Source organism: Clostridium sp. Marseille-P299 (assembly GCF_900078195.1).
Lineage (GTDB): Bacteria > Bacillota > Clostridia > Lachnospirales > Lachnospiraceae > Lachnoclostridium.
Genome location: NZ_FJVE01000005.1, coordinates 245,768 through 260,870 on the forward strand (window position 1 = coordinate 245,768; position 15,103 = coordinate 260,870).

The 15,103-nt window shown below is 35.8% G+C and carries 16 protein-coding genes; 9 read left to right on the top strand and 7 right to left on the bottom strand.

The window, feature by feature from the left end; all coding sequences use genetic code 11:
* Positions 1-101: 101 nt before the first annotated feature.
* Positions 102-998 (bottom strand): helix-turn-helix transcriptional regulator, encoded by an 897-nt coding sequence (locus tag BN4220_RS02955; RefSeq protein ID WP_066713376.1) that lies wholly within the window; start codon positions 996-998, stop codon positions 102-104.
* Between the two features lie 259 nt (positions 999-1,257).
* On the opposite strand from BN4220_RS02955, the gene spoIIR reads away from it, so the two are divergent.
* The 3 genes from spoIIR (at position 1,258) to BN4220_RS02970 (ending at position 4,785) form a co-directional block, all read left to right on the top strand.
* Positions 1,258-2,019, top strand: coding sequence for a stage II sporulation protein R (gene spoIIR, locus BN4220_RS02960; RefSeq protein WP_066713379.1), 762 nt, complete (start codon positions 1,258-1,260; stop codon positions 2,017-2,019).
* Between the two features lie 147 nt (positions 2,020-2,166).
* Positions 2,167-3,045, top strand: coding sequence for a 4-(cytidine 5'-diphospho)-2-C-methyl-D-erythritol kinase (gene ispE, locus BN4220_RS02965; RefSeq protein WP_066713381.1), 879 nt, complete (start codon positions 2,167-2,169; stop codon positions 3,043-3,045).
* A gap of 168 nt (positions 3,046-3,213) precedes the next feature.
* Positions 3,214-4,785, top strand: a complete 1,572-nt coding sequence (locus BN4220_RS02970; RefSeq protein WP_066713389.1) for a DUF3794 and LysM peptidoglycan-binding domain-containing protein — start codon at positions 3,214-3,216, stop codon at positions 4,783-4,785.
* A gap of 122 nt (positions 4,786-4,907) precedes the next feature.
* On the opposite strand, the gene BN4220_RS02975 is transcribed toward BN4220_RS02970, so the two are convergent.
* From BN4220_RS02975 to BN4220_RS03000, 6 genes are all read right to left on the bottom strand, one after another.
* Positions 4,908-5,516: a hypothetical protein gene (locus BN4220_RS02975; RefSeq protein WP_197467882.1), complete on the bottom strand. Its 609-nt coding sequence runs from the start codon at positions 5,514-5,516 to the stop codon at positions 4,908-4,910.
* Positions 5,517-5,728: 212 nt separating this feature from the next.
* On the bottom strand, positions 5,729-6,445 hold the full coding sequence (locus BN4220_RS02980; RefSeq protein WP_066713392.1) for a PHP domain-containing protein: 717 nt from the start codon (positions 6,443-6,445) through the stop codon (positions 5,729-5,731).
* Entirely contained in the window at positions 6,426-6,770 is a 345-nt protein-coding gene (locus tag BN4220_RS02985) for a hypothetical protein (RefSeq protein ID WP_066714020.1), read from the bottom strand. Before BN4220_RS02985 ends, BN4220_RS02980 begins: the two co-directional genes overlap by 20 nt.
* Before the next feature lie 87 nt (positions 6,771-6,857).
* The gene (locus BN4220_RS02990) at positions 6,858-8,141 is read right to left on the bottom strand and encodes a [Fe-Fe] hydrogenase large subunit C-terminal domain-containing protein (RefSeq protein ID WP_066713395.1); all 1,284 of its coding nucleotides are present in this window, start codon (positions 8,139-8,141) and stop codon (positions 6,858-6,860) included.
* Positions 8,141-8,572: an ATP-binding protein gene (locus tag BN4220_RS02995; RefSeq protein WP_066713398.1), complete on the bottom strand. Its 432-nt coding sequence runs from the start codon at positions 8,570-8,572 to the stop codon at positions 8,141-8,143. Before BN4220_RS02995 ends, BN4220_RS02990 begins: the two co-directional genes overlap by 1 nt.
* Positions 8,569-8,919, bottom strand: coding sequence for a DRTGG domain-containing protein (locus BN4220_RS03000; RefSeq protein WP_066713401.1), 351 nt, complete (start codon positions 8,917-8,919; stop codon positions 8,569-8,571). The genes BN4220_RS02995 and BN4220_RS03000 overlap by 4 nt, the downstream gene beginning before the upstream one ends.
* A gap of 414 nt (positions 8,920-9,333) precedes the next feature.
* Here BN4220_RS03000 and BN4220_RS03005 point away from each other — a divergent pair, with 414 nt between their 5' ends.
* From BN4220_RS03005 to BN4220_RS03030, 6 genes are all read left to right on the top strand, one after another.
* A complete protein-coding gene (locus BN4220_RS03005) occupies positions 9,334-9,828 on the top strand; it encodes an NADH-quinone oxidoreductase subunit NuoE family protein (RefSeq protein WP_066713403.1) in 495 nt (164 codons plus the stop codon).
* Between the two features lie 17 nt (positions 9,829-9,845).
* On the top strand, positions 9,846-10,406 hold the full coding sequence (locus tag BN4220_RS03010; RefSeq protein ID WP_066713406.1) for an ATP-binding protein: 561 nt from the start codon (positions 9,846-9,848) through the stop codon (positions 10,404-10,406).
* Positions 10,407-10,420: 14 nt separating this feature from the next.
* Positions 10,421-10,792 (top strand): (2Fe-2S) ferredoxin domain-containing protein, encoded by a 372-nt coding sequence (locus BN4220_RS03015; protein ID WP_066713409.1) that lies wholly within the window; start codon positions 10,421-10,423, stop codon positions 10,790-10,792.
* A 15-nt stretch (positions 10,793-10,807) separates the two neighbouring features.
* On the top strand, positions 10,808-12,595 hold the full coding sequence (locus BN4220_RS03020) for an NADH-quinone oxidoreductase subunit NuoF (RefSeq protein WP_066713412.1): 1,788 nt from the start codon (positions 10,808-10,810) through the stop codon (positions 12,593-12,595).
* 72 nt (positions 12,596-12,667) lie between these two features.
* Positions 12,668-14,419, top strand: a complete 1,752-nt coding sequence (locus BN4220_RS03025; protein ID WP_066713416.1) for an NADH-dependent [FeFe] hydrogenase, group A6 — start codon at positions 12,668-12,670, stop codon at positions 14,417-14,419.
* A 142-nt stretch (positions 14,420-14,561) separates the two neighbouring features.
* Positions 14,562-14,984 carry a protease complex subunit PrcB family protein gene (locus tag BN4220_RS03030; protein ID WP_066713419.1) on the top strand — a complete coding sequence of 141 codons (423 nt, stop codon included), beginning with the start codon at positions 14,562-14,564 and terminating at the stop codon, positions 14,982-14,984.
* Positions 14,985-15,103: the final 119 nt, after the last annotated feature.

A 15,103-nucleotide genomic window follows, 5' to 3' on the forward strand; every position in this document is an offset into this window, starting at 1 on the left:
TCTTCTTGTTATTCCAACAAAACACACATAAAAACTTTACGTTTTGTTGATAAGGTTATCCTAACATAGTTAATATGACATGAGTTTGTCATATTATAAAATTAACTATATTTATTCAAAATAATGGAAGATACCTTTTTTAAATTTTCACGCTGTTCCTCCGGTGAAATAATTGTCAAATCTGTCCCATAAGAAAGTAAATATCCAGTAAGCCACTCACCTTTATTATATCTTGCGGTAACTAGTAAGGTTCCATCTTGGTTTCTTTTGATTTGCTTTTTAGGAAATTCATCATAAACTCGGTACGAAACACGTTCTGTAAATAATAGTTGAAACTCTATACTCTCCCCTTCATCCCAGTAACCTGGTAATTCAGGCATGATTTCCTCTCTCTCTAAGAAATTCTCAGATAAAACTTCAACCTCATCCATTCGTAGCACTTTAAAGGTACGAAAGCTATTTCTTATCAAACAGTATGCTTGTAAATACCAATTTCCACCTTTAAATATTAGTTTCATCGGTTCTACTTTACGCATGCTTGTTTTCCCATTTGCATTATAATATGAAAATCTTACAAATCTTTTTGTCAAAATCGCTTCTTTTAATTTTTTAAACTTATCTTTTTCATGATTTGAACTTCCCCAATGGGAAAAATCAATATCAATCCAGTCCTTACTACTTTTTTGAAACAATCCGGCAAGCCGCTCTGATATATGATCACCAGTTCCTGCATTCGTTGCCTTCAAACTCTGCAATGCAAATAATATTTCATCCTGATCTTCTTCGGATAGCAAAGACTTATCAAGGATAAAGTTTTCAAGTAACTGGATTCCGCCACCTCTTCCTTTTGTAGCATATACAGGAATCCCTGCTGCCGATAATTCGTCAATATCTCGGTAAATTGTTCGAGTAGAAACTTCAAAATGCTTAGCAAGCTCCCCTGCAGTCATACATTTTTTTTGCATTAAAAGATACATCATTTCAAACGCTCGGTTCATGTTTTCCCCCATACTACCGCTTAAGGTGCCACATTATTTAATGAAAGTACCGCATCGCGGGTTTATATCCTATTATTGTTAGAATATATAACTCAAATCATAATGTCAATTTCTAAAAGACTCTATATATAAAAATGAATGATTTTTCTAAGTATGGGCATACTCTAAAAACCTAGATAGTTATATTACATAGATTTTAAAATCGGTTGTTGCTAACGAATGCAGCTACCCATTCAAACAGAAAGGCATGGGTATTATAATGAAAAAATTAAAAACACGTATCCTTCATTTTTATGAAGAATTCACTACCTTAGTATTTGGCAAAAACACAATTTATACAACTCGGAAAAGACGCTTAAAACTGCTTACAATTCTATCACCAATTACACTTGCTATTTGTATACTTTTTTATTCCATTGTGGGAGTCGTTATTGTTGCAACAGGCTGCTCAAAAACAACCTCCTTCTATGATTCTGAATTACAAGTTGATATTGCAAAAGAATTACTTCGATTTCATGTGATTGCAAACAGCGATTCTACACAAGACCAAGAAGTAAAATTAAAAGTAAAAGAAGCTGTAATTACGTATTTAAAGCCATACCTTACAAATGTCACTAATAAAGCAGATGCCATGGATGTTATAAAAGAGCAACTAAGCACATTAGAGTTGGTTGCAGATGAGGTATTATCAAACAATGGTTTTACTTATACAGCAAAATCTTCCTTAAGCTCGACCACTTTTCCAGTAAAAGTCTATGGAGACATCACCTTACCGCCTGGTGAATATGATGCCCTTAGAATAGAACTTGGAAAAGCAGATGGTCAAAATTGGTGGTGTATTATGTTTCCTCAGCTTTGCTTCGTGGATGGTACTTATAGTGTTGTTCCTGATGAGTCTAAAAAACAGTTAAAAACCTTACTTACAGAGAAAGAGTATACGGCGATTGCTTCAAATGATGTTGATGTTGTAGTAAAATTTAAAATCGTCGATTGGTTTAAACATTTTTTCCAATCGAACTAATTTTTAACACGAACTTTGGTATTTACTTGCAAAACTCAAAATCGCCTTTTATAATAGGGAAAGGGCTAAGGAAGTTGACTATAGGCTTTTCCAGTTGTTAAACATAAAACGCTTAGTCCATTTATAGATAAATGTAAGGAGTCTCTTATGGATAATATCAACTTAAAAGCTTATGCAAAAATAAATCTCGCGCTTGATGTTATTGGAAAACGTCCGAATGGATATCATGATGTTAGAATGATAATGCAGACCATTCGTCTTTATGATAAGGTAAACATTAGACGAATACAAAATAATGAAATATTAGTGAAAACAAATTTACACTACCTACCTACGAATGAAAATAATTTAGTTTATGCTGCAGCAAAACTATTCAAGGAAACACTTCAAATAAAAGATGGTGTCCACATTAACTTAGAAAAACGTATTCCAGTCGCAGCTGGTATGGCTGGGGGAAGCACAGATGCTGCCGCTACCTTATGGGGCTTAAATGAAATATTTGAGACGAAACTTACACTAGAAGAGCTAATGAAACTTGGAGTAAAATTAGGTGCAGACGTTCCATATTGTTTACTACGAGGTACTGCTTTATCTGAGGGCATTGGTGAAATTTTAACACCTCTTCATAATGCACCTCCATGCTTATGCTTAGTAGTGAAACCTCCAATTAGCGTTTCTACCAAATTTGTATATGAAAACCTTGTTCTTGATTCTAAAATAGAACATCCAAATATAGATGGTATGATAGAAGCGATTAATGCTAAGGATCTATTACAAGTAAGTTCTCTTCTTGGCAATGTTTTGGAGTCCGTTACTTTAAAGGAATATCCACAAATCAAACAAATCAAAGAAGAGTTACTTTCTCTTGGGGCGACTGGAGCATTAATGAGTGGAAGTGGACCAACCGTATTCGGATTATTTGATGATAAAAAAGTAGCTGAAAAAGCATTTTATCAATTCAAAGTAGGGGAATATGGTAAGCAAACATTTTTAACTTCTTTCTATCATCCAAAATCATTTTCTTAAAAAAATTCATAATAAAAAAGGCTACTGCAAAAAGAGTTTCTTTAAAAATCTTATTGCAGTAGCCTTTTTATTTTCTCTTTCTTCATATTATAAATTTACCTTGCATATAATGTGGTAGACAGGATGTGCAGTACCACGGAATTCAAATACCTTAAAGGAGGGAGTCACTTGGAACTTGTTACAAAAAATATTCACATGAATAAATTAAAATGCAAAAGCAGTTTGCAGATGACATTAGATGATGATTTTAATGTTCCAGATACAAGACCCGATATTAGCAAACTAATAAAAACTGGTGGAGAAATAAAATTTAACGAGCAAAAGATAATGAATGGTAAACTCTATGTAAATGGACATTTAGTATTTACAGTCCTTTATTTAAGCGATGAAGGCTCAAGACCAATCCAAAGCATTCATGGACAAATCCCATTTAATGAAGTTATGAACTTAACTGAGGATTGCGATCAAGAAAATGCACATATAAAATATGATATTCAGGATATGAGTGCAAATATCATCAATTCAAGAAAATTAAGTTTAAAAGCTTTAATAAGCTTATCCCTAGCTGTTGAAAGCGTATATGATGAAGAGGGTGCAGTTGGTGTTGAGGATGCAAACGATGTACATACTCTTTCTAAATTGATTGATATTACAAATATGGCAGTAAATAAACGAGATTCCTATCGTTTTAGAGACGAAATCGTATTACCAACTGGTAAGAGCAATATTTCTGAAATATTGTTTAGTGATATCGAATTAAAAAATGTAGACATTCGATTGCTAACGGATCGATTTACCATCAAAGGTGAAGTTTTAGTATTTGTTCTATATTTAGGAGATGGCGACGAAGCACCAGTGGAATATTATGAATCTGAACTTCCATTTAGTTCTACAATTGAATGCAACGGTAGTTCAGAAGATATGACTCCAGATATTACATTATCCTTACTTGATAGAAACCTTGAGATAAAGCCTGATACTGATGGAGAAGAAAGAGTCATTGATGTAGAAACCGTAATCGAAGTAAATATCAAAATCTATGAAGAAACACAAATGGAAATATTAAAAGACATTTATTCTCCAAATAGAGATATCACTCCAATCTATAAGGATGCTTGTTACGAGAATCTACTGATGAGAAACAGCAATAAAGCCAGAGTTAATGAGAGAGTAAAAATTGGAGCTGGAAATCCACGCATCCTTCAAATCTGTCATGGTAGCGGCGAAGTTAAAATGGACGAAATCACTCCTGTCGATAATGGTCTTCATGTTGAAGGTGCATTGAATTTAAATATCCTTTATGTATCCTCTGAGGATTCTGCTCCTATGCAGTCCATTAATACTTTCATTCCATTTTCACAGCAAATTGAAGTAAAAGATATTAAACCAAATAGTATCTATGATGTAAAGCCTTCTCTTGAGCAGATTAGTATCATAATGCTTGATACTGTTGAAATCGAAGTAAAGGCTAGTGTTGTATTTAATGTCATCGTATTTGATCAATTAGAGGAATCCTTCTTAATCGATTACACCGAAGCTCCTTTAGACATGGAAAAATTACAAGCAATGCCTGGTATGATTGGATATGTTGTAAAACCTGGTGATACTTTATGGAACATAGCAAAAGCTTATCATACTACGGTTGAAACTATCAAAGAGATTAATGATTTAGATTCAGATGTAATACATCCAGGCCAGCACTTATTAATTATTAAAGAAGTGAATCCAGTATTTAATTAATATTAGTAAAAAGATTTTTAAAACAGGGGCTTATATAAAATAGTTTTGTCTTAAAAAACTACCTTATATAAGCCCCTGTTATATCAAGCCTATACTAACATACGCCTATAATAAACAAACCTTTAATTCTTATTAAGCTCTTCTTTCCACTTTGTTAATTTCTCTAGGGTAGTATCCAATGTTTTCTTACAAATCTCCGGTAATTCACCACCCCATGCTTTTGTTGCTTGTTCAAAGCCTTTTTTCACAGCATTCATTAATTCATCGGCCTTTTCAGGATCATTTCCTGCCAATGCTTTAGCAAATGACACTAAACGTTCTGAAGTTTGCTCAACACCATAATATCCATTTTCGGAAATTTCTTGCTTCGCTTTTGCAGCCGTTTCATCATCAACCTTTACTTTTCCGGTTCTAAGTAGTTCATAAATATTATCCGACGCTAAAAGTGTGTCTCCTTGTTTTAAAAACATTTTTTCAACAAGTGAGCGAAGCTGCGCATTTCTAGCTTCTGCATCTGCCTTTAGTCGCTCAATGGTCGCCTTATCTGCTTTGCCTGTAATTTGTTCTTTATTTGAACTTATTTCACAGGTAGCTGCCTCTTCACTATAAGCAGATTTATTTTCTGCTTGATTTGTACTTGTTGCTGTCGCATTCTTCTGTTTTGATGTTGGTCCCGCTGTTGTTTTCTCATAAACAACTCTACCACTTGTTACTCCTTGTATGCCCATCATGTTCACCCTCCTTGGTTCAGAAAAACAATAGTTCATATAAATAGATTTCTATGACAAGCATATCGTCAGGAATGAAAGAAATATTAATAGCTGTAAACCTTTATTACACAAAAATGGTAATTTAAAGCTACTTCCCTACTGTTTAGAATTATTTATGAATTGTCTATGAGTTCTTTATGCGCAACCTATGAGCTATAGGATATCCTATACTTCTACCTTCTACCTAGTTCCTTTAGAATCTCTTTTCTATTTAATTCATCCACGAATATAACATTTATGGCCTCATTAATATTCCCTAAACTATGAGCATCCGAGTTTGAAATACAATTGCATGTTCTTAAATATGGATGCTTCTCAAGCAGTTCTTCCTTTCTAGTTGCATCTTTGATTTCCACACAGGAAAATTGACTGTCTAAAGGTATAAAACCTAGATTGGATAACAGACTATTGGAGTTTTTATCAATATGAGCAGGTATCATAATCCCACCATATTGCTTTGTCAGATGATACACCTCATGAAATGAGATATCCGTTGCCTGTATCAATAAGTGCTCAACTTCCCCTATTTCCTTATCCTCTTTTCCTACTATAATTTGCCTTCCAAAAATCTCTGGTTTATTCTTTATTTGATACAATTTATCCTGCACATAATCCTCAAACAAAAGTGCTGCTTCTATATCTTTAAACAGGCATAGAACGTGGACTTCCTCTTTTGTGTTTAGTTCCATTCCAGGAATAACAATGATTCCATACTTCTCCCCAATTTCAATGGCAAGTTCGCAATGCCTACAACTGTTATGATCCGTAATAGCAATTGCACTTAAGCCTTTTATAAAAGCCATTCCAATAATATTTTCCGGCGTCATATCATTATCTGCACAAGGGGAAAGGCAAGAATGTATATGAAAATCATATGCGATTGGTATCATGAATGGCTTGATAAATTAAGAGCGCAGCTTCAAAGATTGGCATATCTGTGGTAAATATAGTAATCTCCTCGCTTTTTGCCCTTTCTAGCGCCGGTTCGTCTAGTTTTGCTCCTTCAGCTAAAATCAAACAAGATGCCTCAATTAATGTAACTACAGCAATTGTATTTATATTCCCCATAATGGTAACCCAAGCAGCGTTTCCTGGTGCTTTACTCATTGCGATACTTAATAAGTCGCAGCAAAATGGGGTTTGTATTTTAAGATCCATATTCCCCTCATTAAGCAGCGTAAAGCCTGGTATCCCAACTAAACTTCGTACATCCATATTATCCTCCATTCTGCTATAATACCTCTTTAATCTTTCATTATGATACTACTCTATAATAATTAAAAAGAATGTATCCCTACATCCTTATATCGTATTTAAATGTGAAATTTCATCCGATAACTTATGCATATATTCTCTCATAATATGTATACAATCATTTTCCACGGCTAAACCACGTACTACATCTTCTGCAAATGCCTTACAAGTAGGAGCCCCACAAGAGCCACAATCAAGCCCTGGAAAATGCTCATACAATTTCTCTGCTTTCGCCAATCGTTTGAAGCTTTCTTCCATTGTTTCACCAAGATTAAACACGGGTTCATATTCTACCTTTTTCGTCCAATATAATCCCTCTTCACTTAATTCCATATGGCTTTTAGAAACCGGCATATATTTTCTTAAATTCTTTAATTTCACTCGTGCAACATAAGGATTTTCAATGGTTAAAACACCCCCAACACATCCAGCACTGCATGCATTTAACTCAATAAATTCTAGGTTTGTAAACTTTTGATCCTCCATATCCTCAAGCACTTTAATCACATTTTCAAAACCATCTGCTGCTAAATAGCTATCTGATAACAAACCACTAGCTTCACCACCGCTACTTCCCCAGCTAATTCCTATTTTCCCTGCAGTTGAAATCTCTTCAAGATTATCTTCTTTGGCAACTTCCTTCATATTCGATATCAAAAGTGGATAAATATCTTTCATTGCTAATACACCATCGACTTCACTTTTCTCATATCCAAGCGGTGTCTTAACGGCTGTCACTTTTGCTGGGCAAGGTGATATGAAAAATATCCCTATCTTCTCTCTTGGTAACCCCGATTTCTCCATAGCCATTTTACTTGCTAACTCTGCTGCAATATCAATCGGTGCCTTGATTGGTAACAAATGTTCAATAAGATTTGGAAATCTTACACGAATTAATCTTGTTACTGAAGGGCAGGCAGTACTAATAATTGGCCATTTTTCCTTATGGTTTAAGATATATTGTCTTGATAATCTTGAAACTATTTCTGCAGCTCCACCAACTTCAAAAACATCATTAAACCCCATCCTTTTAAGGGCATGAAGCAATATATTAATATCTTCAAGATTATTCACCTGACCATACAAGGAAGGCGCTGGTAAAGCAACTGTATAGGAAAATTGCTGTAGCATTTCTAATTTATCATAGGTTGCAAGCTTGGCATGATGCTTGCAAATTCGAATGCATTCTCCACAATCAATACAAAATTCCTTGGTAATTGCTGCTTTTCCATTTCTCACACGGATAGCCTCTGTTGGACACCGTTTGATACAATTGATACAGCCCTTACATAGACTCTCCTCCAATCGAACGGAAGTATAAAATTTCCCCATCACAACCCTCCAAGATACACTTTCATCGTAACTGTTGTCCCTACCCCTAACGTTGTTTTAATCTGCATTTCATCTGAGTATTTCTTCATATTTGGTAATCCCATACCTGCTCCAAACCCAAGTGCACGAACATTATCAGGGGCTGTAGAAAAACCTTCTAACATTGCCTGATCGATGTTAATAATTCCTGGTCCTATATCTGTAAGAACCATAGTAATTTCCGTGGGTGATATAGATACATCAATATCTCCTCCATTTGCATGAATCACCATATTGATTTCTCCCTCATACATAGAAATGGCAACCTTACGGACTACAATTGGATCCACACCAATTGCTTTTAGTTTCTTTTTCACATCACTTGAGGCCTCCCCTGCTCTTGTAAAATCATCTCCTGATATTTTATATTGTAGATGAATTGGCTCAATCAACAAGCTGCACCTCCATGTAACCCATTCTCATATAACATTCCACAAGCAGTAAACATCCTTAGCTCTGTACTAAGTAAAGGTATCTCTTTTTCATTTGCAAGAGATACCATAGTTTCATCTGGCTGTTTCCCTCTAACAAACACAACACATACCATATCCATCATCTCTGCTGTACGTATCACTTGCGTATTACACAAACCTGTTAATAGTACTGATTGGTCTTTTACAAACGCTAACACATCACTCATCATATCCGAACCACAAGCAGTATGTACTACACGGTCCATATAACTCTCTCCGCAGATTACTTTTGCATCCAATATTTTTCTTACATCACCTACAGTCATCTATCAGCCCTCCTATTTTATACTCGAATGCGTACCTTTTGTAAAAACATGAAATTAGCTTCTATTAAGTTGTTATGTATACTTTTCAAACTCAAATTAACACTTATTAGTATAATTTTACCAAATATTAGTAGTAAGGTAAATCCCTTTATTCTTGTTATATTTTTAACTTTAGCCTTAAATTTATTTTCATCTTCACATACACTACTTAAAAAATTTGCTGTTTTATACTGTTGTTTTCTGGTTTTAATATACAATTGTTATTGTTTATTTTAAAATGTATTAATTTCCCATATTTTAGTTGTTAAATATATATCATTGTAGCTTTTTACCAATTAAAATGCTATAATATTATTGATTTTGGACAACATGACAACTAGAATATTGTTAAAAAATAGACAAGGAGGATTTTAAATGAGCTCTCAAAAAAATACGGTACCTTTTTCAGGTACAAAAGAGCAAGAAGAAGAACTTTTAAGCGTGATCAATGAACTTAAGTCTGATCCAGGTGCCTTAATGCCGGTTCTTCAAAAGGCACAAGATATTTACGGCTATCTTCCAATTGAAGTGCAAACCATAATATCTAACGAATTAGATATCCCACTTGAGAAGATCTATGGAGTTGTTACGTTTTACTCACAATTTTCGCTCTATCCAAAGGGTAAATATAAGATTTCTGTATGCCTTGGTACAGCTTGTTATGTAAAAGGGTCTGGAGATATCTATAACAAACTAATGGAAAAGCTTAATATTGTTAGTGGGGAATGCACTCCTGATGGTAAGTTTTCACTCGAAGCCTGCAGATGCATTGGCGCATGTGGATTGGCTCCTGTTTTAACTGTGAATGATGATGTCTATGGAAGATTAACCGTCGATGATATCGATGGTATCTTAAAGAAGTATTCTTAAAACTACATAGGTATTTTATGATGACAGAACTATCTCTGAATATTTTAGATATTGTGCAAAATTCCATACGGGCAGGATCTACATTGATTGAAGTTTCGATTGTAGCTAATACACAACTAGGAACACTTACAATCACCATTAAGGATAACGGTTGTGGCATGACAAAAGAAACGCTTCTTTTACTTACAGATCCATTTTACACCACAAGGACTACCAGAAGAATTGGACTTGGGATTCCATTTTTTAAGTATGCTGCGAATATCAGTGGAGGTGATTTTACAATTACCTCAAAAGTTGGTGTCGGTACAACTGTAGTTGCAACTTTTTTATTATATCACATTGACCGAATGCCCTTAGGGGATATTACTGCAACAATGCATAGCTTAATAACGTTTAATTATCCGTTGGATTTTTTATATACCTATATTATTGACGACAAACATTTTACGTTAGACACCAGAGAGTTTAAAAAAATCTTAGGAGATGTACCTTTTACAGCTCCTGAAGTTAAGGCATACATCAAAGAATACTTAGTAGAAGGCAAACAAGATGTTGATAGCGGAACAATTCTATTATAATAGGAGGATCTTTTATGAAGTCTCTTGAAGAATTAAAAGCAATCAGAGAAAAGATGCAGTCTCAAGTGGGCCTGCGTTCTGAAAGTGACGAACATACCAGAGTTATCGTTGGTATGGCCACTTGCGGCATTGCAAGTGGTGCAAGACCTGTTCTTACCACCCTATCTGATGCAGTCCAGTTAAAAGGATTAGAGAAGGTATCCGTCATACAAACTGGCTGTATAGGATTATGTCAATATGAACCAATCGTTGAAATTATTGCACCTGGGAAAGACAAAGTTACTTACGTTAAAATGACCCCTGAAAAGGCACTGGAAGTTGTAGACCGTCATCTTGTTCGCGGCCAGATTATTACAGAATACACAATACAAAACTATATGAATTAATGGGGAGGTTATCACATGTATCGATCACACATATTAGTATGTGGTGGAACTGGTTGTACTTCCTCAGGAAGTCACCAAATTATCCATGCACTACAAGCTGAAATTGCAAAAAATGAACTGACAGAAGAAGTATCCGTTGTTCAAACGGGATGTCATGGACTTTGTGCATTAGGTCCAATCATGTTAATTTATCCAGAAGGTACATTTTACTCCATGGTTAATGAAGAAGACATTCCCGAAATTGTAACCGAACATTTATTAAAAGGTAGAATTGTAAAGCGCCTTCTTTATAATGAAACGGTTACAGAAGATGGTATTAAAGCCCTTAACGAGACTGCCTTTTATAAGAAACAGCATCGTATTGCTTTACGAAACTGTGGTGTAATTAACCCAGAGGATATCGAGGAGTATATTGGAACACATGGTTATGAAGCATTAGGCAAAGTATTAACAGAAATGACTCCAGATGATGTAATACAAACACTGTTAGACAGTGGTTTACGCGGTCGCGGTGGTGGTGGTTTCTCTACTGGATTAAAGTGGAAGTTAGCCAAAGGAAATGACGCAGATCAAAAATATGTCTGTTGTAATGCGGACGAAGGTGACCCTGGAGCATTTATGGACCGTTCCGTATTAGAAGGAGATCCTCATGTTATTCTAGAAGCAATGGCAATTGCAGGATATGCCATTGGTGCCTCCCAAGGATACATATACGTTCGTGCAGAATACCCGATTGCAGTAAAGCGCCTTGAGATCGCTATCAAGCAAGCAAGAGAATACGGCTTATTAGGTGATAATATATTTGGTACTGATTTTAGTTTTGATATTGGGTTACGATTAGGCGCAGGTGCCTTTGTTTGTGGTGAAGAAACTGCTCTTATGACCTCCATTGAAGGAAATCGTGGGGAACCACGTCCTCGCCCGCCATTTCCAGCGCAAAAAGGCCTGTATGGTAAACCTACGATTCTTAATAACGTAGAAACTTATGCCAACATTCCGCAAATTATCTTACATGGTGCTGATTGGTTTGCTTCTATGGGTACGGAAAAATCAAAAGGTACAAAGGTTTTTGCACTAGGTGGCAAAATCAAAAATACAGGTCTTGTTGAAATTCCAATGGGAACCACCCTACGTGAAGTAGTAGAAGAAATCGGTGGTGGAATTCCAAATGGCAAGAAGTTTAAAGCAGCTCAAACTGGTGGCCCTTCTGGTGGATGTATTCCTGAAGAATATTACGATATCCCAATTGATTATGATAACTTACTATCCATTGGATCCATGATGGGTTCTGGTGGTTTAATCGTTATGGATGAAGATAACTGCATGGTTGATATCGCAAAATTCTTCCTAGAGTTTACCGTTGATGAATCCTGTGGTAAATGTACTCCTTGCCGTATTGGTACGAAGCGTATGTATGAGACCCTTGATAAAATAACAAAAGGTCAAGGAACTTTAGAAGACCTTGATAAATTAGAAGAGCTCTGCTACTACATTAAGGAAAATTCTCTTTGTGGGCTAGGGCAAACTGCTCCAAACCCTGTATTATCTACCCTTCGCTATTTTAGAGATGAATATGTATCCCATGTGGTAGAAAAGAAATGTCCTTCTGGCGTTTGTAAGGCACTTCTCTCCTATACCATTGATGCGGATAAGTGTAAGGGTTGTACTCTTTGTGCAAGAGTCTGTCCAAATGGTGCAATTGAAGGTGTTGTACGTCAAGCTCACGTAATTTTACAGCAAAAATGTATTAAATGTGGCGCCTGTATGGAGAAATGTAAGTTCGGTGCTATCAGCAAAAAATAGATAGATGGATAGGTTAAAATAGATATCCCAACCTATAGTTAAGCTACCGATGGTAGCATGGAGGATAATATTATGTCGAATATAAATATTAAAATCAATGGTATGGATGTATCCGCACCAGCAGGTTCCACTATCCTAGAAGCTGCGAGATCCGCACACATTGACATTCCAACCCTTTGTTATTTAAAGGAGATCAATGAGATTGGTGCCTGCCGAATTTGTGTTGTTGAAGTAAAAGGAGCTAGAAGTTTAGTAGCTTCTTGTGTATACCCAATCAATGAAGGTATGGAGATTTTTACAAACACTCCAAAAGTTCTTGAAAGCAGAAAAAAGACCTTACAATTAATATTATCGGATCATGATAGACGTTGCCTCTCCTGTGTTCGAAGTGGTGACTGTGAATTACAAAAGCTATGTAAAGACCTAAATGTAGATGATGAAACTAAATATGCAGGGGAACGTACCGAGTATACTCTGGATACAAGCGCTGCCCATATGTATCGTGATAATAATAAGTGCATTCTTTGTAGACGTTGCTCCGCTGTCTGTTCCAAAATTCAAGATGTTGGCGTAATAGGTGCTAATGAACGTGGTTTTAGTACCAATATCTCTTGCGCCTTTGAAATGGACTTAGCCGACACAAGTTGTGTCTCTTGTGGCCAGTGTATCGTAGTCTGTCCAACTGGTGCACTATCTGAAAAAGACAACACAACAACAGTATTAAATGCCATCGCAGATCCAAATAAATACGTAATCGTACAAACCGCACCCGCAGTGCGTGCCTCCCTAGGTGAAATGTTTGGTCTACCTATTGGTACCGATGTTGAAGGTAAAATGGTTGCCGCACTTCGTAGATTAGGTTTTCGTAAAGTATTTGATACTGACTTTGCAGCGGATTTAACTATTATGGAGGAAGCTAATGAATTGCTAGACCGTATACAAAATAACGGTGTTTTACCGTTAATCACCTCCTGCTCTCCAGGCTGGATTAAGTACTGCGAACACTATTACCCTGATATGATTGAAAACTTAAGTAGTTGTAAGTCCCCTCAGCAAATGTTTGGTGCAATTGCAAAGACCTATTATGCTGAAAAGATGGGAATTGATCCAAAAGATATCGTAATGGTTAGCGTTATGCCTTGTACCGCTAAAAAGTTTGAAATCGGTCGTGATGATGAAGCCGCTGCAGGTGTTGCTGATGTTGATATTGCACTTACGGTTCGTGAGCTTGGTCGAATGATTGAACGTGCAGGTATTAACTTCTTATCCTTGCCGGAGGAAGATTTTGATGCCCCTCTTGGAATCTCCTCGGGTGCTGGCGTTATCTTTGCTGCCTCTGGTGGTGTTATGGAGGCCGCTCTTCGTACCGCAGTATGGAAATTGACTGGTGAAAACTCCGATTCGCCGATTGAATTTACAGAAGTTCGTGGTGTATCTGGAATCAACGAGGCCACGTATCATGTTGCAGACATGGACGTTAACGTTGCTGTTGCCTCTGGATTAGTAAATGCAAAAGAACTTCTTGAAAAGGTAAAACGTGGTGAGGCAAACTATCATTTTATTGAAATTATGGGATGTCCAGGTGGTTGTGTTAACGGTGGTGGTCAACCACATGTCCCTGCTTCCATTCGTAATTTTAATGATATAAGAAAGCTTCGTGCCAAGGCAATCTATGCAAACGATATAGCCAAAACAATTCGTAAATCTCACGAAAATGAAGCCGTAAAACAATTGTATGATGAATATCTTGGTGAACCAGGAAGTCTAAAGGCGCACCACATTTTACACACCTCTTATGTGAAACGTAAAGTAAACTTAGTATAGGGTTATATGGGAGCTGCCATAATTTAATTAAAACTTAAATTGAGCAGCTCCTAAACTCTTCTTAGCTTTTTTCTTATTTTATAGTCTGATTTTCATAATGTTGTCATAAAATAAAATAAGAACCTATTTTGGAGTTATTTCAATGAAACAACATTTCTTTAAAAAAATAGCATTACTCATGTGCTGTATACTCATTACGCTAACATTCATTGGTTGTAAACAGAAACAAACAGAGATTAAAAAATTAAACGACCTAGAATTTACTGTAGTTGAAGAAGCTGATCTTCCAGAAGAGTTACTCACTTCCATAAATGAAAAAAAAGCTACGCCATTTAAAATGACATACTCAAACGATAACTATCTTTATATTGTCAGAGGCTATGGAGAACAAAGAAGTGGTGGTTATAGTATTACTGCCAATGAACTCTTTCTAGCTGAGGATGGGATTCATTTTAAGACAACACTATTAGGGCCTGGTAAAGATGAACTTGTTACACAAGTAATTACATATCCATTTATTGTAGTAAAAATAGAATTTCTAGATAAAAAAGTTATCTGGGATTAGTAAAAAAGAAAGCACATCCTATAAAGTAGCGTTAAAAAAGTTATGCGAGGTTTAGAAGATGATTTCGATATTTTATCGGAGTCATCTTTTTTTTATAGATTATTCTAAGAAATTAATCC

Excerpts from the sequence above, each read along its gene's own strand:
- BN4220_RS02985 (WP_066714020.1), bottom strand. The coding sequence starts at position 6,770 with ATGGATGTACGAAGTTTAGTTGGGATACCAGGCTTTACGCTGCTTAAT.
- BN4220_RS02990 (WP_066713395.1), bottom strand. The coding sequence starts at position 8,141 with ATGGGGAAATTTTATACTTCCGTTCGATTGGAGGAGAGTCTATGTAAG.
- BN4220_RS03000 (WP_066713401.1), bottom strand. The coding sequence starts at position 8,919 with ATGACTGTAGGTGATGTAAGAAAAATATTGGATGCAAAAGTAATCTGC.
- BN4220_RS03005 (WP_066713403.1), top strand. The coding sequence starts at position 9,334 with ATGAGCTCTCAAAAAAATACGGTACCTTTTTCAGGTACAAAAGAGCAA.
- BN4220_RS03030 (WP_066713419.1), top strand. The coding sequence starts at position 14,562 with ATGAAACAACATTTCTTTAAAAAAATAGCATTACTCATGTGCTGTATA.
- BN4220_RS02980 (WP_066713392.1), bottom strand. The coding sequence starts at position 6,445 with ATGATACCAATCGCATATGATTTTCATATACATTCTTGCCTTTCCCCT.
- BN4220_RS03010 (WP_066713406.1), top strand. The coding sequence starts at position 9,846 with ATGATGACAGAACTATCTCTGAATATTTTAGATATTGTGCAAAATTCC.
- ispE (WP_066713381.1), top strand. The coding sequence starts at position 2,167 with ATGGATAATATCAACTTAAAAGCTTATGCAAAAATAAATCTCGCGCTT.
- BN4220_RS02955 (WP_066713376.1), bottom strand. The coding sequence starts at position 998 with ATGAACCGAGCGTTTGAAATGATGTATCTTTTAATGCAAAAAAAATGT.
- BN4220_RS03025 (WP_066713416.1), top strand. The coding sequence starts at position 12,668 with ATGTCGAATATAAATATTAAAATCAATGGTATGGATGTATCCGCACCA.
- BN4220_RS03015 (WP_066713409.1), top strand. The coding sequence starts at position 10,421 with ATGAAGTCTCTTGAAGAATTAAAAGCAATCAGAGAAAAGATGCAGTCT.
- BN4220_RS02975 (WP_197467882.1), bottom strand. The coding sequence starts at position 5,516 with ATGATGGGCATACAAGGAGTAACAAGTGGTAGAGTTGTTTATGAGAAA.
- BN4220_RS03020 (WP_066713412.1), top strand. The coding sequence starts at position 10,808 with ATGTATCGATCACACATATTAGTATGTGGTGGAACTGGTTGTACTTCC.
- spoIIR (WP_066713379.1), top strand. The coding sequence starts at position 1,258 with ATGAAAAAATTAAAAACACGTATCCTTCATTTTTATGAAGAATTCACT.